At 39.6% G+C, this 22,960-nt stretch carries 22 protein-coding genes; 11 read left to right on the top strand and 11 right to left on the bottom strand.

All coding sequences use genetic code 11. The annotated features are described in order from the left end of the window. The coding region (locus ACFFAP_RS19675) for a cadherin-like domain-containing protein (protein WP_375512782.1) at window positions 1-1,647 on the top strand (1,647 nt) is incomplete at its 5' end. Window positions 1,648-2,307: 660 nt separating this feature from the next. Next, window positions 2,308-2,487: a hypothetical protein gene (locus ACFFAP_RS19680; protein ID WP_375512783.1), complete on the top strand. Its 180-nt coding sequence runs from the start codon at window positions 2,308-2,310 to the stop codon at window positions 2,485-2,487. A gap of 20 nt (window positions 2,488-2,507) precedes the next feature. On the opposite strand, the gene ACFFAP_RS19685 is transcribed toward ACFFAP_RS19680, so the two are convergent. Then, window positions 2,508-3,803: a dicarboxylate/amino acid:cation symporter gene (locus ACFFAP_RS19685; protein WP_375512784.1), complete on the bottom strand. Its 1,296-nt coding sequence runs from the start codon at window positions 3,801-3,803 to the stop codon at window positions 2,508-2,510. Window positions 3,804-3,996: 193 nt separating this feature from the next. Here ACFFAP_RS19685 and ACFFAP_RS19690 point away from each other — a divergent pair, with 193 nt between their 5' ends. Next, window positions 3,997-6,627, top strand: coding sequence for a DNA polymerase III subunit alpha (locus ACFFAP_RS19690; protein WP_375512785.1), 2,631 nt, complete (start codon window positions 3,997-3,999; stop codon window positions 6,625-6,627). 44 nt (window positions 6,628-6,671) lie between these two features. Here ACFFAP_RS19690 and ACFFAP_RS19695 read toward each other — a convergent pair whose 3' ends face one another. After that, window positions 6,672-7,049 carry a VOC family protein gene (locus tag ACFFAP_RS19695; protein WP_375512786.1) on the bottom strand — a complete coding sequence of 126 codons (378 nt, stop codon included), beginning with the start codon at window positions 7,047-7,049 and terminating at the stop codon, window positions 6,672-6,674. A 202-nt stretch (window positions 7,050-7,251) separates the two neighbouring features. Between ACFFAP_RS19695 and ACFFAP_RS19700 the strand changes: the two genes are divergently transcribed. Beyond that, window positions 7,252-8,475 carry an acetate kinase gene (locus tag ACFFAP_RS19700; RefSeq protein ID WP_375512787.1) on the top strand — a complete coding sequence of 408 codons (1,224 nt, stop codon included), beginning with the start codon at window positions 7,252-7,254 and terminating at the stop codon, window positions 8,473-8,475. A gap of 4 nt (window positions 8,476-8,479) precedes the next feature. Here ACFFAP_RS19700 and ACFFAP_RS19705 read toward each other — a convergent pair whose 3' ends face one another. The 3 genes from ACFFAP_RS19705 to ACFFAP_RS19715 form a co-directional block, all read right to left on the bottom strand. Continuing rightward, window positions 8,480-9,448: a hypothetical protein gene (locus ACFFAP_RS19705; protein WP_375512788.1), complete on the bottom strand. Its 969-nt coding sequence runs from the start codon at window positions 9,446-9,448 to the stop codon at window positions 8,480-8,482. Continuing rightward, window positions 9,435-10,274 (bottom strand): hypothetical protein, encoded by an 840-nt coding sequence (locus ACFFAP_RS19710; protein ID WP_375512789.1) that lies wholly within the window; start codon window positions 10,272-10,274, stop codon window positions 9,435-9,437. Before ACFFAP_RS19710 ends, ACFFAP_RS19705 begins: the two co-directional genes overlap by 14 nt. Window positions 10,275-10,376: 102 nt before the next feature. After that, window positions 10,377-10,883, bottom strand: a complete 507-nt coding sequence (locus ACFFAP_RS19715; RefSeq protein ID WP_375512790.1) for a hypothetical protein — start codon at window positions 10,881-10,883, stop codon at window positions 10,377-10,379. Between the two features lie 559 nt (window positions 10,884-11,442). Between ACFFAP_RS19715 and ACFFAP_RS19720 the strand changes: the two genes are divergently transcribed. The 4 genes from ACFFAP_RS19720 (at window position 11,443) to ftsH3 (ending at window position 15,512) form a co-directional block, all read left to right on the top strand. Beyond that, on the top strand, window positions 11,443-12,228 hold the full coding sequence (locus ACFFAP_RS19720) for a hypothetical protein (protein ID WP_375512791.1): 786 nt from the start codon (window positions 11,443-11,445) through the stop codon (window positions 12,226-12,228). A 211-nt stretch (window positions 12,229-12,439) separates the two neighbouring features. Continuing rightward, a complete protein-coding gene (locus ACFFAP_RS19725) occupies window positions 12,440-12,745 on the top strand; it encodes a GNAT family N-acetyltransferase (protein ID WP_375512792.1) in 306 nt (101 codons plus the stop codon). Window positions 12,746-12,774: 29 nt separating this feature from the next. Next, entirely contained in the window at window positions 12,775-13,557 is a 783-nt protein-coding gene (locus ACFFAP_RS19730) for an aminotransferase class IV (protein ID WP_375512801.1), read from the top strand. 113 nt (window positions 13,558-13,670) lie between these two features. After that, window positions 13,671-15,512, top strand: coding sequence for an ATP-dependent zinc metalloprotease FtsH3 (ftsH3, locus tag ACFFAP_RS19735; protein WP_375512793.1), 1,842 nt, complete (start codon window positions 13,671-13,673; stop codon window positions 15,510-15,512). A 274-nt stretch (window positions 15,513-15,786) separates the two neighbouring features. On the opposite strand, the gene ACFFAP_RS19740 is transcribed toward ftsH3, so the two are convergent. After that, complete coding sequence (locus ACFFAP_RS19740; protein WP_375512794.1) at window positions 15,787-16,113, bottom strand: hypothetical protein; 327 nt, start codon at window positions 16,111-16,113, stop codon at window positions 15,787-15,789. A 295-nt stretch (window positions 16,114-16,408) separates the two neighbouring features. On the opposite strand from ACFFAP_RS19740, the gene ACFFAP_RS19745 reads away from it, so the two are divergent. Then, the gene (locus ACFFAP_RS19745) at window positions 16,409-17,284 is read left to right on the top strand and encodes a DNA adenine methylase (RefSeq protein ID WP_375512795.1); all 876 of its coding nucleotides are present in this window, start codon (window positions 16,409-16,411) and stop codon (window positions 17,282-17,284) included. A 40-nt stretch (window positions 17,285-17,324) separates the two neighbouring features. On the opposite strand, the gene ACFFAP_RS19750 is transcribed toward ACFFAP_RS19745, so the two are convergent. Next, window positions 17,325-18,215, bottom strand: a complete 891-nt coding sequence (locus tag ACFFAP_RS19750) for a hypothetical protein (RefSeq protein WP_375512796.1) — start codon at window positions 18,213-18,215, stop codon at window positions 17,325-17,327. Between the two features lie 2 nt (window positions 18,216-18,217). Then, window positions 18,218-18,436 (bottom strand): helix-turn-helix domain-containing protein, encoded by a 219-nt coding sequence (locus ACFFAP_RS19755; RefSeq protein ID WP_375512797.1) that lies wholly within the window; start codon window positions 18,434-18,436, stop codon window positions 18,218-18,220. 234 nt (window positions 18,437-18,670) lie between these two features. Here ACFFAP_RS19755 and ACFFAP_RS19760 point away from each other — a divergent pair, with 234 nt between their 5' ends. Continuing rightward, a complete protein-coding gene (locus ACFFAP_RS19760; protein ID WP_375512798.1) occupies window positions 18,671-20,323 on the top strand; it encodes an ABC transporter substrate-binding protein in 1,653 nt (550 codons plus the stop codon). Between the two features lie 222 nt (window positions 20,324-20,545). Continuing rightward, the gene (locus ACFFAP_RS19765) at window positions 20,546-21,571 is read left to right on the top strand and encodes an ABC transporter permease (RefSeq protein WP_375512799.1); all 1,026 of its coding nucleotides are present in this window, start codon (window positions 20,546-20,548) and stop codon (window positions 21,569-21,571) included. 16 nt (window positions 21,572-21,587) lie between these two features. Here the strand turns inward: ACFFAP_RS19765 and ACFFAP_RS19770 are convergent, their stop codons facing one another. The 3 genes from ACFFAP_RS19770 to ACFFAP_RS19780 form a co-directional block, all read right to left on the bottom strand. Further along, entirely contained in the window at window positions 21,588-22,193 is a 606-nt protein-coding gene (locus ACFFAP_RS19770) for a hypothetical protein (protein WP_375512802.1), read from the bottom strand. Window positions 22,194-22,234: 41 nt separating this feature from the next. Then, a complete protein-coding gene (locus ACFFAP_RS19775) occupies window positions 22,235-22,567 on the bottom strand; it encodes a hypothetical protein (protein ID WP_375512800.1) in 333 nt (110 codons plus the stop codon). A gap of 193 nt (window positions 22,568-22,760) precedes the next feature. Beyond that, window positions 22,761-22,960 (bottom strand): hypothetical protein (locus ACFFAP_RS19780; protein ID WP_375512803.1); only part of this gene is annotated, 200 nt, incomplete at its 5' end.

The following is a 22,960-nucleotide window of genomic DNA, read 5'->3' on the forward strand; positions in this document are numbered from 1 at the left end:
GTGTTTGGCAAGAGCAGTGGCTTTGGAGCTAGCTTTGACCTCTCATCCCTTGACGGCAGCAATGGCTTCACGATCAACGGCATTAATCCATATGACTCCTTAGGATCTGGCAGCAGTGCCGGAGACTTTAACGGTGATGGCATTGATGACTTGATTATCGGGGCAAGCGGTTCCCTCTACGGTTCAGATTATAGCCCTGGTACTGTTGGGAAAATCTACATAGTGTTTGGCAAGAACAGTGGCTTTGGTTCGGTTCTTAACCTTTCGTCCTTAGACGGTAGCAATGGCTTCGCGATCAATGGGAATAGCGTAGGCATCTCATTTAGCAGTGCTGGAGACATCAACGGTGACGGCTTCGATGACGTGATTATTGGAGTACCAGATGCCGACACCAACGGCAACCCAAGGACTGGGGAAAGCTACGTAGTGTTTGGCAGCAGCAGTAGCTTTGGAGCTAGTTTTGACCTTTCGTCTCTGGATGGCAGCAACGGCTTTGTGATCAACGGCATTGATACAGTTAACTTCTTAGGCTCCTCCGTTAGCAATGCCGGAGACTTCAACGGTGATGGCTCCGATGACTTGATTATTGGGGCATCAAATCAAATCCCCTACGCCCCTGAAAACGGAGAAAGCTACGTCATCTACGGCTTTGCGACTATAGCTAGCACCCAAGAAGATACTGCCGTTAACATCCTTGCCAGCACTATTCTTAGGAGATATACAGATGTAGAAGGCGATACTCTAAGCATTAGTGACTTTAAAAACCCTGCCAACGGTACACTTACCTTCAACGACAACGGCACTCTTGGAAATACCACCGATGACTACTTCATCTACACCCCCAACGCCAACTATAACGGCACTGACAGTTTCAGCTACACTGTCACTGACGGTAATGGCGGCACTATTGATGGTACTTTTAAATTAAACGTCAAGCCAGTTAATGATGCACCACTTGCCGTGAATGATACTGTTACGGCTGCCAAAAATACTGCTGTGAGTATTCAAGCAAATACCTTACTGGCTAATGATACTGACATCGATAACACCAACCTCAGCATCACTGGTGTCAGCGCTGCAACCAACGGTACTGCCGTCCTCAAGAATAACGGCACTCCCAGCAACTCGGCAGATGATTTCATCGTGTTTAGCCCAACTTGTGGGTTTAGTGGTGCAGCTAGCTTTAACTACACCATCAGCGATCGCCAACTCACCAGCACCGCCAAGGTTACTATCCAAGTGGGCGATCGCCTTTTTGGTGGCAACAGCAATGATGTCCTCCACGGCACTCCTGGTAATGACTACCTCAATGGCAGCAATGGTAAAGATCAACTTTACGGTGGTAATGGCAAAGACACCCTTAATGGCGGCAATGGTAACGACCTCTTGTGCGGTGGTCTTGGTAGCGATATCCTCAGTGGTGGTAATGGCAAGGATAAATTTGTCTTCGCTGCTGGAGAAGGTACTGATATTATTACCGACTTCTGCAAGTGCAACGATTTGATTGGCTTGTCTAGTGGTCTAACCTTCAATCAACTAAGTTTCGCTGGTAACAACATCATAGTGACTGCTACTAATGAAATCTTGGCAACGCTAACCGGCATTAGTACCACAACACTCACTGTTTCTAATTTCACTATTCTCTAATATTAAGGGGAGCAAGACTTTGCTCCCCTTAAAAACCAATAATTACTATAAAACTAGCCTTACGATCAAATTGACTATAAATTCACAGTTAGTAACAGAAATTACAAGTCTTTTATTAGCTATAATTCGACACCTCAACGCCACACTAACCGATTTTTTAACAAGCTACCGAGTTAAGATTCTGGATGGCAATGCGATCGCTTATAAAAATCTTTGTAACAGATGAATCGACTGTAGAGACGTAGATTTGTACGCTTTTACCAACGCTGTACCAGGAATGTTGTGAAATGGTATGACTTGTTAAATAAGAGCAAAGGAGGCAGGAGGGAGAACCCCATACTTCGGCTACGCTCAGTAACCATAAATAAATTTATTTGCTCTGAAACCCTCTATTGCTGGTAAATTTAAAAATTCTGCCCTTTGCCCCCTGTTCCCTGCTTTCCTGCCTTTTTAGTCACGGGATGGGGAATCAGAAAAATGGTGTGTGCAATTTCAGTATTAAAGCGGAAACAACATAAATTGACTTACTGAAATTCCGCAATTGCCACCAGGACAACTGCAAAAACGCAGTGTAGCCTTTAACTAGAAAAATAGCATCAGGCAATTGTTAAACAAAATCCCAACTCTCACCACTAAACTTTTATAATATTTGTTGTTCTTATGACTCTAAAACACACCAAAATTCAATTTCCCCTTTGGCACTATCTGAATCAGCCTTTATTTAGTCAGGATACTAAATTAGTATTGAATCCTCAACGCTTTGCATTGATCTGGCGTCTTCGACTTCTAGAACGCTGCTGGGCTAAAGAATGTGATGCCAAAGGGCCTCAACAGCATTAGATACCTCAAAAGCCGTAAAACTAAGCCTCGTCGTCTACAGAACGAGGCTTTTTGCCATCAAGTAAAGCACTGACAGTCATATCTCCCATAACATTAATCGCAGTGCGGCAGCGATCCAGAAACCAGTCGATAGTAACTAGCAAAGCAATGTATTGGGTAGGTAAGCCTACAGAAGTAAACACTAGTGTCATCGTTACCAGTCCAGCATTGGGAATATTCGCCGCACCTACGGATGCAAAAATCGAGGTAAGGATGACAATTAACTGCTGCCCCAGACTCAGATGTTGCCCAATTAGTTGGGAAATATACAACGCAGACATTGCTTCATAGAGGGCAGTACCATCATTATTGAAATTTGCCCCTACTAATGCCCCCAAGGCAGCAGAAGATTCTCTTAAACCAACTTTTGTTTGCAAAACTTCAAAAGTTATGGGCATTGCCGCCGCAGAGGAAGAAGTTGAGAAAGCTGTCAAAAAGGCATCAGAACCGCCAGCTAGAAATTTTAGCGGGTGTACCCAAGAACCAAATTTTACTCTGGTGAGATAGTAGCACGCTTGTAATCCCAGTGCTAACAGCACCGCCACGATAAATGCACCCAAAGATTTAAACGGTGCAAATCCTTGCATAGCAACGGTTTTAGCAACAATCCCAAAGACTGCGAAAGGGACTAAGGCAATTACCCAGTTGAGGACACGGACTACCGCCTCAAACAAAATCCCGATGACATCCTCTATCGGCTGATATCCTTTTTTGCCTTGGGCAACTTGTTCAGATTTTAATGCCCGCAGAACGATGCCAAAACTCAGGGCAATCACAATTAGTTGAATGACATTATTATCAACTAATGGCTTCAGTACAGCTTCCGGTACAGCATCTTTGAGTATTCCCCAAGGATCAAGACTCTGAGTAGTTATTTCTGTAGTTGTTGAGGTGGCTACATTACCCCAAGTCCCCGGACGCAGCACATTTGCTACGAAAAGCCCGACTAAAATAGCTACAGTAGTGTTAGTTAAAAGTAGCACTGCTAACCGCCGTCCGGCTGTACCGGGGATATTCGTAGTCATTAAGGTGTGCAGCACCGCTACCAAAATCAGGGGCGTAGCTAGGGCGCGGAGAGCCTTTAGCACCAATTCAGCTGGAATTGCTAAATTGTTGATTAAAGTGGCATTACTGGGATTGGGATTCCCCGCACCAAGGGCAATTCCAACGCTGACTGCGGCTACTAGGGCGATAAGAATTTGCAATGTGAGAGGGATACGCTGCCACCAAGGGCTAGCTTTGGTTTCAGGCGAAGTAGTACTCTCTTTTTGACTCATTAGTTAGATGCTGATTAACTGCTGTAACTATTAAAACAACACTGATGATAGTGACAATTTCGGAAAAAGAACAGCTTTAATTTTAGGTAAAAACTGTTAATCTAAGATTCCGTTGCTTTGCAAAATCTAGCTCGAAAGGGTATACCACAAGGTAGGCCCCTAGAGATATCTTGGCTTGTGGTTGGAGATGCTTATGTCCTTTGTCCCTTTACATATTCACAGTGACTACAGTCTACTTGATGGAGCAAGTCAGCTACCAGAGTTGGTGGATCAAGCGATCGCACTGGGAATGAAAGCGATCGCCCTTACTGATCATGGTGTCATGTATGGAGCCGTTGAACTGATCAAAATCTGCCGTAGTCATAATATTAAGGCGATTATCGGCAATGAGATGTATATCATTAACGGCGATATTGAAAAACAAGAACGCCGTCCGAAATATCATCAAGTTGTTTTAGCTAAAAATACCAAAGGTTACAAAAATTTAGTCAAATTAACCACAATTTCTCACCTCAAAGGTGTTCAAGGCAAAGGAATTTTTTCTCGTCCTTGTATTAATAAAGATTTACTAAAACAATATCATGAAGGCTTGATTGTCACCAGCGCTTGCTTGGGTGGAGAAATTCCCCAAGCGATTCTCAGTAATAGACCAGATGCAGCCCGAAAAGTTGCTCAGTGGTATAAAGATGTATTTGGTGATGATTATTATCTAGAAATTCAAGACCACGGTTCCCAAGAAGACCGGATTGTGAATGTTGAAATCGTCAAAATTGCGCGGGAACTAGGGATTAAATTTGTTGCTACCAATGATTCGCATTTTATTTCTTGTTTTGACGTTGAAGCCCACGATGCTTTGCTATGTATTCAAACTGGCAAGCTAATTATTGAAGATAAGCGGATGCGTTATAGCGGCACAGAGTATCTCAAATCTGGCGAGGAGATGCAGCAGCTATTTCGTGACCATTTACCAGATGATGTGATTGCTGAAGCTGTAACTACCACTGAAGAAGTCGCTGATAAAGTCGAGCCTTACCATATTATGGGTGAGCCTCAGATTCCTACACCCCCAATTCCCTCTGGTCATACTGCTGATACTTACGCCGAAGATGTTGCATGGAACGGACTTTTAGAACGGTTAAATCGCAAATCTCGTCATGAAGTTGATTCCGTCTATAAAGAAAGATTGGAATACGAACTAAAAATGATTCAGCAGATGGGTTTTTCCAAATACTTTTTAGTTGTATGGGACTACATCAAATTTGCTAGAGATAATAACATTCCTGTGGGGCCCGGTCGTGGTTCGGCGGCTGGTTCATTAGTTGCCTATGCGATGCGAATTACCAACATTGACCCTGTGCATCATGGGCTACTATTCGAGCGCTTTTTGAACCCAGAGCGGAAATCCATGCCTGATATTGATACGGATTTCTGTATTGAACAACGCGATAAAGTAATTGAATATGTAACTGATAAATATGGTGCAGATAGAGTTGCCCAAATTATTACTTTTAACCGTCTAACTTCTAAAGCCGTTTTGAAAGATGTCGCCAGAGTATTAAATATTCCTTACGGTGAAGCTGACAAAATGGCGAAATTAATTCCTGTGGTGCGAGGTAAACCAACTAAACTCAAGGTGATGATTTCCGATCAAACCCCAGAACCAGAGTTTAAACAGAAATATGATAAAGAACCCCATGTTCGCCATTGGCTTGATATGGCGATGCGAATTGAAGGAACTAACAAAACTTTTGGTGTTCATGCAGCAGGTGTGGTAATTTCTGCCGAGCCACTTGATGAAATTGTGCCGCTACAAAAGAATAATGACGGTTCGGTGATTACCCAGTATTTCATGGAAGACCTAGAATCAATGGGTTTGTTAAAAATGGATTTTCTAGGTTTACGGAACCTGACGCTAATTCAAAAAACCCTTGATTTAATTCAAGAAACTAAAGGATATTCTGTTGATCCTGATGAAATCACCCACCAGGAAAGAAAAGCACAGAAGATATTAGCTAAAGGGGAACATAGTACTCTGCCAAAAGATGTACAAAAAACTTATGAACTATTAGAAGCAGGTGAGTTAGAAGGAATATTTCAATTAGAATCCTCCGGGATGCGTCAGATAGTGCGAGATTTGAAGCCTTCTAATATAGAAGATATTTCTTCAATTTTGGCACTTTATCGACCGGGGCCATTAGATGCGGGACTGATTCCTAAATTTATTAACCGCAAACATGGTCGAGAAAATATTGATTATCAACACACCATTTTAGAACCAATATTAGATGAAACCTATGGAATTATGGTCTATCAAGAGCAAATCATGAAAATTGCTCAAGATATGGCGGGATATTCTTTAGGACAAGCTGACTTGCTGCGTCGGGCGATGGGTAAAAAGAAAGTTTCTGAGATGCAAAAGCAGCGAGAAAAATTCGTGGATGGCGCAGCTAAAAATGGTGTTCAGAAAAAAGTTGCGGATGAATTATTTGAGCAAATGTTAAAGTTTGCTGAATATTGTTTAAGCTATGACACGGAAATATTGACAGTTGAATATGGTTTATTGCCGATTGGAGAGATTGTAGAAAAAGGCATTGAGTGTACTGTGTACAGCGTTGATAATAATGGAAATATTTACACGCAACCTGTAGCACAGTGGCACGATCGCGGACAACAAGAGGTGTTTGAGTATTGTTTGGAAGATGGTTCATTGATTCGGGCAACAAAAGACCATAAATTTATGACTGTTGATGGTCAAATGTTGCCAATTGATGAAATATTTGAACGGGAATTGGATTTGATGCGGGTAGAGGGTTTACCAAAGTAGGAGATGAGGGAGCAGGAGAATAATAACTAATGACTAAGGACTAATTAAGCTGGTTGATGACAAACGGCTTCTATGCGATACCCGTCAGGATCAATCACAAAAGCAGCATAATAATTGGGGTGGTAATTTGGACGTAATCCAGGTTTGCCATCGTCCTTAGCACCCAAAGCGATCGCCTGTTGATAAAAAGCATCCACCGCAGGGCGATTATCAGCCGCAAATGCTAGATGAAAGCCCTTGGATATCTGATGGGTAAACTCTTGGCGATTCCCAATCCAAAACATAGGGTAAATACCAGCACCATAAGCAGCAATGTCAGGCAAATTGAACAGGCGCTTGATACCTAATGGCGCAAGCACAGCATCATAGAAGGCTAGACTGCGTTCTAAATTACTCACCCCAAAGGATAGATGGTCAAACATAAGCTCTAATTTTTATAAAAACTACTCACACTTACAATATTTTTCAGCAAAAGCGCATCTAAAGTGCGATCGCTTGGAAAAATGATTCAACAAAATTTTAGCGATGGAAACACACCTTTGCTGCATATTATGCCTATAAGGTAGAACCATAAGGTTACACCTGGTGACATGATCAAAGGAGGTCATATTTTTATGTTGTTATATGAAGATATTGGTGCTGAATGCCGGATCGAGCAGCCAAAAAAGTTGTCTGTATGAAATTGCAGATGAGGCTTTCTCCACCGAAGCAGCCCAACCCCTTTGGTTCGGGAAAATCAACTGGACTCAAGATCGGGGTGCGGCAGAAATTGAGGTGAAAACTGCTACGGGTGCAACACTACAAAAATCCATCTCTGGTGATTCCCCACAGGCACACCTCAGTTATATGCTCAATACACTTAGTGAAGGTGCTACCAAGGTTATTGATCGGTTGTCAGAAATTGATGTGGTGGGGCATCGAATAGTACATGGTGGAGAGGATTATCGAGATAGTGTGGTAATTACGGAGGATGTTAAAAAGGCGATCGCTCGTATATCTAACCTAGCTCCAGCACATAATCCAGCCGCTTTCTCAGGCATAGAAGCAATTGAAAAAATCTTAAAAGATGTCACTCAAATAGCAGTCTTTGATACCGGATTTCATGCCACCCTACCCGATGCAGCAGCAATCTATCCCGGTCTATATGAGTGGGTAGAGCAAGGTATCCGTCGCTATGGGTTTCATGGTATCAGTCACCAGTACTGTTCTGGTCGTGCTGCCCAAATTCTCGGTCAAGATGTTCCCCCTGAGCGGTTAATTACCTGTCATCTGGGCAATGGCTGCTCTTTAGCGGCGATTAAAAACGGTCGCAGCATTGATACCACAATGGGATTCACACCCCTAGAAGGATTGATGATGGGTAGTCGTTCAGGTTCAGTTGATCCAGGAATTTTGATTTATCTGTTGCGGTATTGCAATTACTCTGTCGAAAAGTTGGATGATATCTTAAATAAAGCTTCCGGGTTAAAGGGAATTTCAGGTGTATCTAGCGATATGCGTGAGGTGAGAGAAGCAATCGCTCAAGGTAATTCCCGCGCTCAACTAGCGTGGGATATCTACGTACATCGCTTGCGTTCTGGTATCGGTGCAATGCTTGCCAGTTTGGGCGGATTAGATGCTTTGGTATTTACAGCAGGCGTGGGTGAACACTCCGCAGAAATTCGCCAAGCCGCCTGTGAAGCCTTTAGTTTTTTGGGATTAAAAATAGACCTTGAAAAAAATCAGCAGCAGCCTGTTGATGAGGATATTGCCACACCCGATTCAGCAGTACGTGTTTTAGTTATTCATACTCAAGAAGATTGGGCGATCGCCGGGCAATGTTGGCAGTTATTAAATAAAGAGTTATGAATACTCATAACGAGAGGAACCTACGTATGATAAGTTTCCAAACTCGCGGCCCGATAAAACTTAAAATGTACTCTGCAAGTTTTGGGGCGATAAGGGAAAGTGGTAATAATAAGGCATTAACGTTAACAAAGCTATTAGTAGCACCAGCAACAACGCTAGGGATGAGACAAATCAGCGTCCATATCAACCTATTTATAAATTTAGAGTTGATAGAAGTACCCCTTTGAAGTTGATTAACAAGTACATAGCGGCTAGTAGCAAATAATACAGTTAATCCTAACCAAGCAAATATTAATAGCATCCAATTTGCTGGATAGAGATTGCAAACTACAAAACCAGCAGGAAATAGCGAAGCTAGTTCCCAAGCTAATAGATTTAATTTAGTCCGAAGACAGCTTAGTATTTGTTCAATAAGCCAATAATGCACATAAACAATATTTAAGCACTCAGGAACTTGGATAAAATCACTCCTGATTTTGTGAATTATGTCGCCATAAAATAAGACATTGCTTTGTAAGACAATATCCTGTTCTTGCCAAAAATATAAAGCTGATGCATCTTTTTTATAATAAGAATTAAAAGTAAGTCCATACTGTAATCTCGATTTATTTTGTAATGCTTTACTCCATAATAATCTAATAAAATTTACTATAAAAGTATTATCAAAAATTTGAAACTTTTTTTTACTAATTACTAATTGATTGGATTGCATAGTATTATTACTAAAGCAAATCTTATCGTTAAAGCAGTTGTAGTACCAAAGATAAGCTAGTAATTTTGGCGGAATGTACAGAGAGCAGCCTATTTCTCTTGCTTGCTCAATTTGTTTTAAAATTGCCTGATTTAAATAAAAAGTATACTGTCCTGGTTCAACTTTAATTTCAAGTTCAATAGGAGTGCCTTCAGGGATTTGCAGAAAGAAAGATAATTGAACATCAGCTTGAGGATCTATGTGTGTTTTATAAGCGTTCATTTCGGGATAATTTTGCAATATTTTGTACAATATTAATCAGAAAATCTAGTGTTCCACGCCACTGTTTTTCTCCAGCAACTATCCCTTCATTATGTATTTTTAGGATTAAATTTCTATCTCCTTCAGGTAATTCAAATACCTTTTTATGGTAACGGCTGATAATATCTCCATCTAACTGCATAACAGTTTGAGCATAAATAATATCAATATCTACACTGGTAATTTCACCACTATTAAGTGCAGCTTTAAGTTCAGACATTTTCCGCAGGGTACGAATAAATTTATCATTATTCAAAAGTTCTTCAATCTCTTGCCACCTTTGGCGCAAACTTTTTTGATTATTATCTTCTTGATCTGGAATAGGAGTTGGAGCAGGCAATATTGGTCGAGCTAACTTTATGTATTCCTCATCAGTTGGAACAATATTTGCTTTATGTTCTACCTGATATTTAAGACGTTGCTGATATTGTATGATCCTGGGGTCTGGCTCACTAGTCTCATTACTTTGTTCAAGGAGAATGTAAAAATATTCTCTTTCAAGTTGCGAAAATAGACTTGTATAGCGTTCGCGTAGTTCTTGAGCTTGAGTTTTTTCTGGTTCTGGTAAATCGTCTGGATTTGGAATTCCTTTGACATCAAAGTAGTCTTTGTCATTTATTGAATAAATCTCTTCATACGCTTGCCAAGCATTAAACTTTGCGCCAGTAATTTGCTCCACAACCATTGTATTTACTTCTAAAGCTGTAATATCATCGACTAATCCATGTACAGATGAGACTAGTTTCTCTAGCAAATCTTTGGCTTGTTCTTGAATTTTGTTAGGCATAGTAATAACTTCCTTAATTTCTCTAAAGCAAATTTACCTACAGGTTTGGACAAGTTCATATCCTGTAGGTATTTTAGTGTGACTATTAATAAATAAAAACTACTATGGACGGGATGGTGGTTGTTGTGAAGTTTTACGAGATTTCATAATTTCTATAAAAAATTCATATAATTTCTGCAAACTTTCTATATTTTTTTGCATAATCTCCCGACTTTCTTTGATTTGACTTAGATGAAATTCACGAAGTTCTGTATATGAGCCACTACCAACAAATTGACTACCAACTTCATTATTTATATCACCATCAATTAGATTAATTACGGTGTACATTCGATTACCTGGTTGAGCAACTTGTTGCTCTTGTGGTTGTTCTAACTGAGTAGGGGAGTCTGGAACCCAAGTGGTGATTTCTAACTCTACAACTTCAACTATTGCTGTTTTAATAGTATCAATAACATCATCAATATTGAATCCTTCTCCTTTAGTGTTCAGCTTTTTAACTTTTTTTTTAAATTCACTACTTGGTTTGCTAAGTTGAGTATTATTTTCCTCATTTCCGATAGCTTGACCATTACTTTCCGTGTTTTCGTTAAGAATATTATTCACCATAATATTTTAGAGGTTACAGATTTAACTATAAACAAAATACAATTTTAGGTTATGTCAAAATTTCCAAGGCTTTTACTTAATAAAAGTAAATAAACTCAAAACAACTTAATAATTTCAGAAGCTTTTTCTAAAGAAAAGTTGTAATTTCTCAACGCCAAATTTATCTTACAGAAAGGATAATACCATTTTAAATTTTGGAGATACTGCGTTGCGATAAGTGCAGCACTACGGTAGGAGTTCTCGCCATTGTCCTAAGGGTGTGATTCTGAAAGAATTATTTAATTAGCTTTTGGGCACTTCGTTACAATAGGTATAAATTAGGTCCTATTTATACACAAATCAACCTAAAGTATATCTCCGAGCATGGACACTATAAAAGTATAAATTAACACTTATTTATTTTTGCACCTCTACAAGGGTTGGGGCTGTTCTTGTTAGGTCTGTATTGCACTCAACCGATAAGCGCTATAGCAAAACGTAGACGCACAAGTGTAGGCTGACTTTTGCTATATCACTATGTATACAATGATATGACTGTGATGATAAAGACAAGGAAAATATGTTGTTATCTCGTCAAGCTTTTGCTACACCTTTTGTAATTTGTATGTGTATTTTAGGAGTTGGCTTGATTCAATTCCCCCAATTGCAAAAACTAATAAATAGCAACCAATCTGCCTCTTTAGAAACTTTAGATAAAGAAATAAAAGCTGAAAATATCCGTCTTAATTTTCTCAAAAAAACGCCTACTTTTGGTTATAATAATTTCATTGCAGATTTGGTATATCTCAATTTTATCCAATATTTCGGAGACGATCAAGTTCGGGATAAAACAGGTTACAGTTTAAGTCCAGAATACTTTGAAATCATCCTCGAACGTGACCCACGATTTTTAGCAGCGTATCGCAGTCTTTCTATCAGTACTTCATTGTATGCTGGTATGCCAGAACGTGCGATCGCACTAGCAGAGAAAGGCTTAAAATCACTATCTCCTTCAGTTCCCGAAAAGTCTTATTACGTATGGCGTTATAAAGGAGTTGATGAGTTATTATTTTTAGGCAACGCTAAAGCTGCCGAACAGTCTTTTGCAATGGCTGCAAACTGGGCTAGTAAATTTTCAGATCCAGAGAGTCAGATGATCGCTCATACTTCCCAAAAAACTGCTGAATTTCTGAGTCGAAATCCTAATAGTAAATATGCTCAAATTGCTACCTGGGCAATAATTTTAAATAATCAAGTTGATGAGAGAACTCAAAAACGTGCAATTAGGGAAATTGAAGCTTTGGGAGGAAAAGTTCTTACAACTCCTGAAGGGACTCATAAAATTGTATTCCCCCCAAAAGATTAAATTATTAGTTATAACGGGTTGCCGCAAGTGTAGTAGCAAACTATATTCGCCCAATTAGTTGAAAATTTATCACACATGATTGAGTAGGTTAACACTGATGTCAATACAATTGGCAGAATCTGACTTTCAAATATTAGAGTGTTTTCCTGTTATTTCCCAGTTGCGCCCTCACCTTGAGTAAGCTAAGTTTGTAGAACAAGTTCGATATCAAATGAAAGAAAGATATCAACTTGCATTCTTGAAAATAGAGGAGCAAACTCTGGCAGTGGCTGGATTTCGCATTTCTAGTTGTTTAGCATCGGGAAACTTTTTATACATTGATGATTTAGTCGTTGATGAGTTTAATCGGTCACATAGCTATGGCCAACAGCTATTTCAGTGGCTAATTGAATATGCCATAAATCATGACTGTAAACACCTGAGTCTTGATTCTGGTGTTCAGCGATTTGCAGCCCACAGGTTTTATCTCATGCAGCGTATGAGCATTACAAGTCATCATTTTTCAATGGAGTTGTAGCGACAAGCAATTTGGTTGTGACAAATAATATTTTTTGGTATGACGGTAAATTAATTTACTCCCAAACCCTAGAATTAAACATTAATGATCCGGGTTTACTTTATGGGGCGACTGTTTTTACAACATTGCGGGTTTATCAGAACTCACTAGATAATAATTTAACTAACTGGCAAGCACACTGCGATCGCCTACTTTCCTCAGTACAATCTTTTGGTTGGCAGCAACCAGATTGGAACCGTCTACGTCAAGGCGCTCAAATTCTCCTCCCACACTTCCCTGTTCTCAGAATTACCCTTTTTCCCGATGGACGGGAGTGGATAACTGGCAGATTATTACCACAATATTTGACAGAAAAACAAAATAATGGTATTTTGTGCGCTGTTGCAAGTTCGGAATTTTATCGCTCTCTCCCTTCTCATAAAACTGGAAACTATTTGAGTGCTTGGTTAGCAAAAACTAGTTTAGATGCTCAAGAAGCAATATTAGTTGATGCTCAAGGAAATTGGCTAGAAACCAGCACAGGCAACCTTTGGGGATGGTGCGATCGCAGTTGGTACACGCCACCGTTGACAGCCGGAATTTTGCCGGGAATTGTGCGATCGCAACTTGTAAACTGGTTGAAAAATCACCAACAGCCAGTGCGAGAAGAAACTTGGAGCCTTGAGTTAGTCCAGAAATTTGAAGCGATCGCCTACACTAATAGTGTGGTAGAAATTATTCCCATTCATACAGTTCATCTGCCTTCAGGGTCGCTACAATGTAATCCCTACCATGATAGTTTTCAGCTAATGAGGGAGCTTTTTTTAGCATGACAGCCACGCCAAATTTGTTATATCTTAAGATAAGTTAACATAATTCTTAATAATCACCTTTGCGAGCAGAGAAGCTAGGCGATTGCGCGAAAAATACCGGAGGATAGACCTTAGTGAATAAAAGATGGAGAAATGCAGGGCTGTACGCGCTGCTGTTTATTGTCGTAATTGCGCTGGGAACAGCATTTTTTGACAAACAACCCCAAAGCAGAGAGATATGGCGATATAGTCGCTTTATTCAAGAAGTTCAACAAGGCAGAGTAGAAAAAGTCAGTTTGAGTGCAGACCGTTCTACGGCACTGGTTACACCCAAATATGACCCGGCTAAACGGATTGTTACCTTAGTCAACGATCCAGACTTGATCAATACTTTGACTTCTAAAGGCGTTGATATTTCTGTTTTGCCCCAAACTGATGAAGGATTTTGGTTTAAGGCACTAAGTAGCTTATTTTTCCCTGTATTGCTTTTGGTTGGCTTATTCTTCTTGCTACGTCGCGCTCAAAGTGGCCCAGGTAGCCAAGCGATGAACTTTGGCAAATCCAAAGCCAGAGTGCAAATGGAACCACAAACCCAGGTGACATTTGGCGATGTCGCTGGTATTGACCAAGCCAAGTTGGAATTAAACGAAGTCGTAGACTTTTTGAAAAACGCCGATCGCTTTACTGCTGTTGGTGCAAAAATTCCTAAAGGTGTGTTGTTAGTTGGCCCTCCTGGTACAGGTAAAACCCTCCTAGCTCGTGCCGTAGCTGGTGAAGCAGGTGTACCCTTCTTCTCAATCTCCGGTTCAGAATTTGTGGAAATGTTTGTAGGTGTGGGTGCATCCCGCGTCCGCGATTTATTTGAACAAGCTAAGACCAATGCTCCTTGTATCGTCTTCATTGATGAAATTGACGCCGTAGGTCGTCAACGGGGTGCAGGCTTAGGTGGTGGTAACGATGAGCGGGAACAAACCCTCAACCAGTTGCTCACAGAAATGGACGGCTTTGAAGGTAATACTGGCATCATCATTATTGCCGCTACCAACCGTCCTGATGTCCTAGATGCAGCCCTCTTGCGTCCTGGTCGCTTTGATCGTCAAGTTGTGGTAGACCGTCCCGACTATGCCGGACGCAGCGAAATTCTCAAGGTTCACGCCCGTGGTAAGACCTTGGCGAAAGATGTGGACTTGGATAAAATTGCCCGTCGTACCCCTGGATTTACTGGCGCAGATTTATCCAACCTGTTGAATGAAGCCGCAATTCTGGCAGCCCGCCGGAATTTGACTGAGATTTCGATGGATGAAATCAACGATGCGATTGATCGCGTGTTAGCTGGCCCAGAGAAGAAAGACCGGGTAATGAGCGAAAAGCGCAAAACCTTGGTAGCATATCACGAAGCTGGTCACGCCTTGGTTGGTGCCTTGATGCCAGACTACGATCCTGTGCAGAAAATTAGCATCATCCCTCGCGGTCGTGCAGGTGGTTTAACTTGGTTTACCCCCAGCGAAGACCGGATGGACACAGGTTTATATAGCCGCGCTTATCTGGAAAATCAGATGGCTGTGGCTTTGGGTGGTCGGCTTGCTGAAGAATTAATCTTTGGTGAAGAAGAAGTTACCACTGGTGCTTCTAATGACCTTCAACAAGTAGCGCGGGTTGCGCGTCAGATGATCACCCGATTCGGGATGAGCGATCGCTTAGGCCCAGTCGCTCTTGGTCGTCAACAAGGTAACATGTTCCTGGGACGAGATATCATGTCAGAGCGTGATTTCTCTGAAGAAACCGCCGCCGCCATTGATGAAGAAGTCCGTAAACTTGTGGATGTAGCCTATACACGTGCTAAAGAAGTGTTAGTACGCAACCGCCACATTTTAGATCAGATAGCCCAAATGTTGGTTGATAAAGAAACGGTAGACGCTGAAGAGTTGCAAGAAATTCTGTCGAATAACGATGTGACAACCGCAGCCTTTGCCTAATTTAATGAATAGTTAGGAGTTTAGGAGTTAGGAATTCTTCTTAACTCCTAACTTTTAAAATTCAGGGTAATTCTGGGATTTTCCAGAGTTATAGCCTTTCCTAATCAGATGAGGTAAGATTCATAGCCCCCTCTCGAAGAGCGGGGAGCAGGGGGAGCAGGGGACAAGGGGACAAAAGGTGAGAACTTGCAACAAGTCTTTCCCTTCTCCTTGTCCCCAATTTTCCTTATCCCCAAGTCCTCTTCCCAATGCCCCATCCCCTATGCCTCACTATCTACTGAACCACCAATTGGATGTTTTGCAGGTGACATTTCGTCTCAGCCGTACCCAGGCGTTCAATTACCTGTTCGGCGCTCATCAAGCGCTTGAGTACTACTTGACCTATGGTCTGACTGGCAATTACTGGTGTTGTTGGCTTGACTTCCACGGTTAAAACGGCTTCTTCAACTCGATAAAGCCATAGCAATTCGTTTTGTTCCACTAAACAAATATTCATTCGCTGAATATCTGGTTGGCGTCGCCATGCGGTTATTTGCCAGAGTCCATCAGATGCCCAGACTCTAGCAACTGCCCATCCCTCAGATAGAAAGAAATATTTCACGCTCTTAGTCTCACTATTAGACTTTCAATCTGCTGTTTAGGATATCGTATATTATTTTTTAATAACGTATAAATAATGATATTTTAAATTAAGGCTATTTAAATTATTATTGCCTACGTTTTATTAATAGGAAAAATACTTGTTTATCTCATTTAACTCAGTACAAGAAATAACAAAATCATAATATCTTATTTTAAACTACTAGTTTTATTTTATTACCAAGTTTACAATAAATATTTATGTATACTATAGTTAGCAAAGTTAAAACATAATTTTATGAATACTTCAGGTAATTATGAACAAACCTATAAACTCACCATTTAGATATCCTGGTGGCAAATTTTATGCTCGTAATTTAATTCTTAATCATATTCCTTCTCACTCTTATTATGCTGAACCTTTTGCTGGGGGTGGGTCTATCTTTTTTGTAAAAGATAAAGTAAATATTAATTGGCTCAATGATATTGATGAATTATTAATAAATACCTTATTAATAATTCGAGATCAACCCGAAGACTTAATAAAATTTTTAGAAGATGAATCTGCTACTAAAGAAAGACATACATATTACAAAAATGAATTCATACCACAAAATAAATTAGAACAAGCTGGTAGATGGTTTTACCTCAACAGAACCTCCTACTCTGGAATCATGAAGCATCAGAACTGTTATTGGGGATATGGTGAAAAGTACAGTATGCGTCCAGAGAATTGGCCCAGAAATATACGTCGAACTTCTGAGAAACTTCAAAACGTTAAAATTACTAATCTCGACTTTGAACAAGTTATCGAATCTGTACGTGATGGATCTTTTTTATTTATTGATCCTCCTTATTTCAATGCAGATCAAGATAAATTTTATACTCATTCATTTTCTAAAGACGATCATTTCAGGCTATGCCAAATATTAAACAGACATAAGGAGAGGATAAAATTTCTTATAACTTACGATAATAGCGAAGAAATTAGAAAACTATATGAATGGGCATTAGAAATACACGACAAAGAATGGAATTATACAATTAGTAGAACCGACGATCAAAAAAATGGAAAAAGTAAACAAGATAAGTTTAAAGGCGAACGATATAAGGGGAAAGAAATTTTTATATTAAATTACTTTTCTCTTGACTCTACTTCTCAAAATTATGAACAGTTAATTTTAAAAGTTTGAATTATTTGTATAAAATAATTAATGTAAATTAGGTGATAGTCTAAACTTTTGGAAGTAATTCGTCGAAGAAAGCTTCGCATTTTTCTATTTCTATCCATTTATTTTTTGGATATGGAATTACTGTTGATTCTAAATTTTGAACATTGCCAAAATTAATAACTGGATAGTTAGGTATAAAACCACAATTAGACTTGTTTAGGCACTTTTTTCTTCCACAAATAATGCCTGTTTCGTGTGATACAACTATATCAAAAGAACTAGCAAGATAAACTTTGTTATAAACAAATTCTTGTATAAATGCTTCGGTAAGATTAGGAGGATTTAGCTTTTTTATAAATTCCATACCTTCCTGGGTAGGATTAAATCTATATGATATATTTGCCTCTTCATCTTCACCTGTTTCATAAAAAGCATTGCCAATAGAAGTAGCAACAACATGAAAACTAGATGTACGATATTGGTCACTATGTGTAATAAAAGCATCAATAGGAACGTTGAATTTGTTTGCTGCTGCTAAGGCTTTGTCATTACTCTTAGTAGTTCGTGAACGCATACATTTAACAGGTATCAAATAATCCCCTTTCTGACCAAGACCGCTTTTATTCTGTTTGAGTACTTTGAAATCTCCTTTTTTCGCTAACTTGCACTCAATAGATATCGTTTTTCCTGTGTCTTTATGTTCCAATTTTATATCAATATCATGTGTTCCAGTTTGTGCATTCATCATAGGCTTTGTTACAATCCATTTTTCCCCAGGCAAAATTTGCTTTAATCTAGAGTATGTAGAAAACTCAAAAGCTTTGCCACGAATCATTGGAGAAACTTTTAAATCAGTTACAATTTTGTATAAATCGTTAATTGATATATTTAACGATTGACAATATTTGTGAATATCATTTATCCATTTCTCTTCTTGTTGTTCTTGAAGCACTTTTAAGTAATACCTTTTAATAATTCATCTACACTTATGACCAGGGCTTTAGCTATTTTTTCAATATTGATAAGAGTGATGTTTTTCTCGCCTCTTTCAATCATTCCTATGTATGTCCGATGAAGTTCTGCTTTTTCGGCTAATTCCTCTTGGGATAGTCCTCTCTGTAATCTTTCATCTCTGACTCGTTTTCCGAATTTATCAAGTATCTCAGCTCTCATAGAATTTTGCTAAGACAACTAAAAATAGTACTAAACTGATGCATACTAAATTTCTACATACTATAGTTAGCATTTATGTATTTGTACTTAATCATCTTGAATACATATAATCTATCTACTTGAGCAAAACCCTCTATAAAAGTATGTACAGTAGTAATGAATTGTAAAATTTGCTATAAAAGTAGCGAATATATAGTAGTATCACTCACCGCTCATTACATAAAATTTAACTGTATGACCTGGTTTTCCTTGTCCGTGAAACGGTGGGGTCGGATTACACAATTCTTATCTTTGTTCTGTCTATGTTTATTTTTAGTTGTTAGTTGCGCTCCTCATCCACAGGTAACTACGCCACCATCGGGTTCTGTGAATAGCCCTACAGGTGATGATCGTATTACTATAGGTACAACAGCAAAGCCGAGAACCCTTGATCCGGCTGATGCTTATGAGTTAGCATCCTTAGGTTTGGTGTTTAATATGAGCGATCGCCTCTACACCTACGAACCAGGAAGCACTGAAATTAAGCCCCAGCTAGCTACAGCATTACCTAAAGTCACTCAAGATGGCTTAACTTATACCATCCCCTTACGTCAGGGAGTGGTTTTTCACGATGATACTCCCTTCAATGCCCAAGCAATGGCGTTTACCATCAACCGCTTTATTCAAAATAAAGGAAAACCTTCATTTTTACTAGGTGATATAGTAGATTCGGTAAAAACGACAAGTGAGTATGAGTTAACCATTAAGCTGAAAAAGCCCTTCGCAGCGTTTCCTTCACTGCTGGCGTTTCCTGGGGTGTGTGCAGTTTCGCCAAAAGCTTACGAACTTGGTGCTGGTAAATTCAAGCCGAATATTTTTGTGGGAACTGGCCCTTACAAATTAGGACAGTATGGTACTGATTCAATCAGATTTGATACGTTTGATAAATATTGGGGAGAAAAACCAGCTAACAAGGGTGTTAACCTCCAAATTCAAACTAGTCCGGTTAATTTGTTTAATGCTTTCCGTACAGGCGCAATCGATGTAGCTTATCTGTCGCTACAGCCAGATCAAAATCGGAGCTTGGAAGAAGGTGGTAAAAAAGGGGATTGGCAAGCGATCGCAGCTGAGGGTAGTGTAGTAAGTTATCTGGTATTAAACCGGAATCAAAAACCTTTAGATAAATTAGAGGTAAGACAAGCGATCGCGTCAATAATTGACCGTCCACTCTTAAATGAGCGGGCGTTACTTGGTCAAGCAGATCCGCTTTATAGCATGATTCCAACAACGTTGAAAGTTTCTGTGCCATTATTTAAAGAAAAATATGGTGATGCTAACTTTGATCAAGCTAAAAAATTGTTAACTACTGCTGGTTTTTCTAAAGAGAATCCGGCAAAAGTACAAATTTGGTATCCTTCTAGTTCACCTACTCGTAGTTTGGCAGCACAGACGCTCAAATCTCTTGTGGATGCCAAAATGGATGGAATACTGCAATTTGAAGTCACCCCCGCCGAAGGCCCAGCCTTCTTTAAAGACATTTCTAAAGGTTTATATCCAGGAGCCTTACTTGATTGGTATCCAGACTTTTTAGACCCAGATAATTACGTCCAGCCATTTTTGTCTTGTGATAAAGGTTCAGTTGCTAAAGGATGCGAAGATGGAGGCAGTCAAACTCAGGGTTCGTTTTACTATAGCGAAGCCATCAATAAACTGATTGATCAGCAACGCAAAGAACTAAATCCCGAAGCGCGTCAGAAAATTTTTACAGAAATTCAAACGCAAGTAGCTACTGATGTACCTTATGTTCCTTTATGGCAAAGCAAAGACTATGTATTTGCCCGAAATGGTGTGAACAGCGTACAACTTAATCCCACCCAAATTCTGGTTTACCAGACAATTAAAAAGTAGTCAGTAGTTAGGAGTTAGGAGTTAAGAGTTAGGAATTTTTAATTAGATTTATTGCAAAAGTTACAAAATTATGAGCAGAATAAAGATGTTCAACTTCACTCAATATAGTAATTAAAAAATTTTTGCAAGCTAGCTGTCTATCTTAATTCATAATTCCTAACTGCAAATTATCGACTTTTGACTCTTAACTCCTAACTTTTAACTCTTAACTCCTACATAAATATGTCTCGCTCTAAAGCTTTACAATATTACATTGTTTCTCGATTGCTTCTCGCGCCACTTCAGCTATTAACCATCATTACTATTGTATTTCTCTTACTAAGAGCAACACCAGGAGATCCTGCTGATGCAATTCTCGGTGGACGTGCGCCAGAAGCTGCTAAAGAAGAATTGCGAAAACAACTAGGTTTAAACCTTCCCTTGTGGCTACAATACCTAAATTATTTGGGAAGCATACTGCGCTTTGATTTGGGAAGTTCTTTGTTGAGTCGGGGAGAGAATGTTTGGGACATCATTGGACAATATTTCCCAGCGACGGTGGAGTTAGCAGTATTTAGTATGGCGGTTGCACTCATCATCGGAATTGCGGTTGGGACTCTTTCCGCTTCTCGTCCTGGGACATATTTCGATGTCGGTGGGCGCTTGTTTGGGATCATCACCTACGCACTCCCCATGTTTTGGGCGGGAATGCTTTTGCAGTTAATTTTCTCAGTCCAACTGGGTTGGTTTCCAAATTCCAACCGCTTTCCGCCTAATCTTCCGGCTCCCACTCCTGTGACTGGATTGTATACAATTGATAGCCTACTCGGTGGAAATTTCACCCAGTTTTTCACATCTTTGCATCATCTTGCCCTACCGAGTCTCACTTTGGGAATTTTGCTCAGTGGGATTTTTGAGCGAATTGTACGAGTGAATTTAAAGCAAACCTTGAAAGCAGATTATGTAGAAGCTGCTAGAGCCAGAGGTATTGGTGAAAATAAGATTTTAGCCTCCCACGCTTTAAAAAATGCGCTAATTCCAGTGATTACAGTCTTGGGATTAACCTTTGCATCTCTGTTGGGTGGGGCGATTTTGACAGAGGTAACATTTTCTTGGCCTGGGTTAGCTAATCGATTGTATCAAGCGATCGCCGATCGCGATTATCCCACAGTCCAGGGAGTGCTAGTATTTTTTGGTGCGATCGTTGTCAGCGCCAGCATTTTGATTGATATTTTAAATGCTTATGTAGATCCGCGAATTCGGTATTAAGCTGTTTGACATTTTGTTAATTTTCTTGAGAAATACCACTGGCTAAAATCCCCAGAATTTTATTCACATCTTTGAGATAATATTCGCTTAAATCAATGCTCAATATTTGTTGTTCTAGTTTGAGGAATTGCCAAATACTGCCAGTTGTGACTGCTCCGTAAATTGTTTTAATCTCAGTTGCAGCTTGCTGATTAAAGATTTGGGCTGCTACCATTTCGGCTGCACACTGACCCAAACCGCCATTAATATTTTCTTTTTTAGCTTCTACAACTGTAATTACTGGTGCTGTCAAAATCAGAATTTCTGGAGATTTGGTAATAATAAAATCGCAAGTGCCATTTAATCCTTTGGTATTATCTACAGTAAAATCTACTCCAGAGAATAAACTAACTTGTTCGCGTAATTGTCGGCGTAAATCAACTAAAATTGGCGCAATAATTAACTCAGAACGAGCTTTTTCACTATTACTACCTAAAGCAATATCCAGATTATAATTGAGTGTTTCTACAAGTAAATTACTCGCTGCTAATTCAGGAACAGCAGCAAAAATATCGCGTTTTTCTAACATGTTTAGACTAAACTCTTGTTTTGCTTTAGCTAAACTAAACTCGCTGTAAGCCATAAAACTATTACTCACTTTCGCTTTTAAACAGAAGACTGAAATTACTGTCCAACATCCAAGTTAAAGTAGAAACTACTGTCAACAATTCTGTAGCTACCAACATACTTGATAATGGGTATGCTGACTTGGTGCTGTCCTGGTTCAATCTTCCAAGTTTTTTGGAAGTTACCAATATTATGACAAGCAGCATAAATCGGAAAGTTACTAGGAGTGAAAAGTCCATTTTTATAACTCTCAACTCCATGTTTAAATAAATATCCTCTGACTTCTATTTTATTGAGTAGAGTTTGAGATGGTATGCAATAATAGACCTTTGATAATCTTAGAGTATCTCCAGATTTGAGAAATAGGCGATCGCGTGACCCAGTTTTCATAGTAGAAGACGTGGAAGCAGTTATCAATAACCCTGAGTTTTTCAAACGGGGACGCTATTACCTTGATGGCGTTTGGGGTCAGGCGGCGCGGGGTGCTGAGGGTCAACAAGCAATTGTATAAGTACTTGCACCTTACCCAGAAGGGCTAAGTCTGAATGCCTTAGCTCAGTCTACAGGTATGAACGATGCCGATTTACAGGAAGCGCTGAATACTCTGAAGCGTCATGATGTAGTTGAGGAAACTCAGGGAAACTGGCGGATTATGGTTGAACTTTTTCGCCGTTGGGTTTTGCAGCAGTAGAGTAGAGCAATGCTTACGGCTGGCTACGTCTATGCATTTGGCATTTGTTATTTCGGAGTTTGCATTTGTTATTTCGGAGTTTGCATTTGTTA

The organism is uncultured Nostoc sp. (genome assembly GCF_964245575.1).
In the GTDB taxonomy this organism is placed as follows: domain Bacteria; phylum Cyanobacteriota; class Cyanobacteriia; order Cyanobacteriales; family Nostocaceae; genus Nostoc.

Excerpts from the sequence above, each read along its gene's own strand:
- ACFFAP_RS19680 (WP_375512783.1), top strand. The coding sequence starts at position 2,308 with ATGACTCTAAAACACACCAAAATTCAATTTCCCCTTTGGCACTATCTG.
- ACFFAP_RS19685 (WP_375512784.1), bottom strand. The coding sequence starts at position 3,803 with ATGAGTCAAAAAGAGAGTACTACTTCGCCTGAAACCAAAGCTAGCCCT.
- ACFFAP_RS19690 (WP_375512785.1), top strand. The coding sequence starts at position 3,997 with ATGTCCTTTGTCCCTTTACATATTCACAGTGACTACAGTCTACTTGAT.
- ACFFAP_RS19695 (WP_375512786.1), bottom strand. The coding sequence starts at position 7,049 with ATGTTTGACCATCTATCCTTTGGGGTGAGTAATTTAGAACGCAGTCTA.
- ACFFAP_RS19700 (WP_375512787.1), top strand. The coding sequence starts at position 7,252 with ATGAAGATATTGGTGCTGAATGCCGGATCGAGCAGCCAAAAAAGTTGT.
- ACFFAP_RS19705 (WP_375512788.1), bottom strand. The coding sequence starts at position 9,448 with ATGAACGCTTATAAAACACACATAGATCCTCAAGCTGATGTTCAATTA.
- ACFFAP_RS19710 (WP_375512789.1), bottom strand. The coding sequence starts at position 10,274 with ATGCCTAACAAAATTCAAGAACAAGCCAAAGATTTGCTAGAGAAACTA.
- ACFFAP_RS19715 (WP_375512790.1), bottom strand. The coding sequence starts at position 10,883 with ATGGTGAATAATATTCTTAACGAAAACACGGAAAGTAATGGTCAAGCT.
- ACFFAP_RS19720 (WP_375512791.1), top strand. The coding sequence starts at position 11,443 with ATGTTGTTATCTCGTCAAGCTTTTGCTACACCTTTTGTAATTTGTATG.
- ACFFAP_RS19725 (WP_375512792.1), top strand. The coding sequence starts at position 12,440 with ATGAAAGAAAGATATCAACTTGCATTCTTGAAAATAGAGGAGCAAACT.
- ACFFAP_RS19745 (WP_375512795.1), top strand. The coding sequence starts at position 16,409 with ATGAACAAACCTATAAACTCACCATTTAGATATCCTGGTGGCAAATTT.
- ACFFAP_RS19755 (WP_375512797.1), bottom strand. The coding sequence starts at position 18,436 with ATGAGAGCTGAGATACTTGATAAATTCGGAAAACGAGTCAGAGATGAA.
- ACFFAP_RS19760 (WP_375512798.1), top strand. The coding sequence starts at position 18,671 with ATGACCTGGTTTTCCTTGTCCGTGAAACGGTGGGGTCGGATTACACAA.
- ACFFAP_RS19765 (WP_375512799.1), top strand. The coding sequence starts at position 20,546 with ATGTCTCGCTCTAAAGCTTTACAATATTACATTGTTTCTCGATTGCTT.
- ACFFAP_RS19770 (WP_375512802.1), bottom strand. The coding sequence starts at position 22,193 with ATGGCTTACAGCGAGTTTAGTTTAGCTAAAGCAAAACAAGAGTTTAGT.
- ACFFAP_RS19775 (WP_375512800.1), bottom strand. The coding sequence starts at position 22,567 with ATGAAAACTGGGTCACGCGATCGCCTATTTCTCAAATCTGGAGATACT.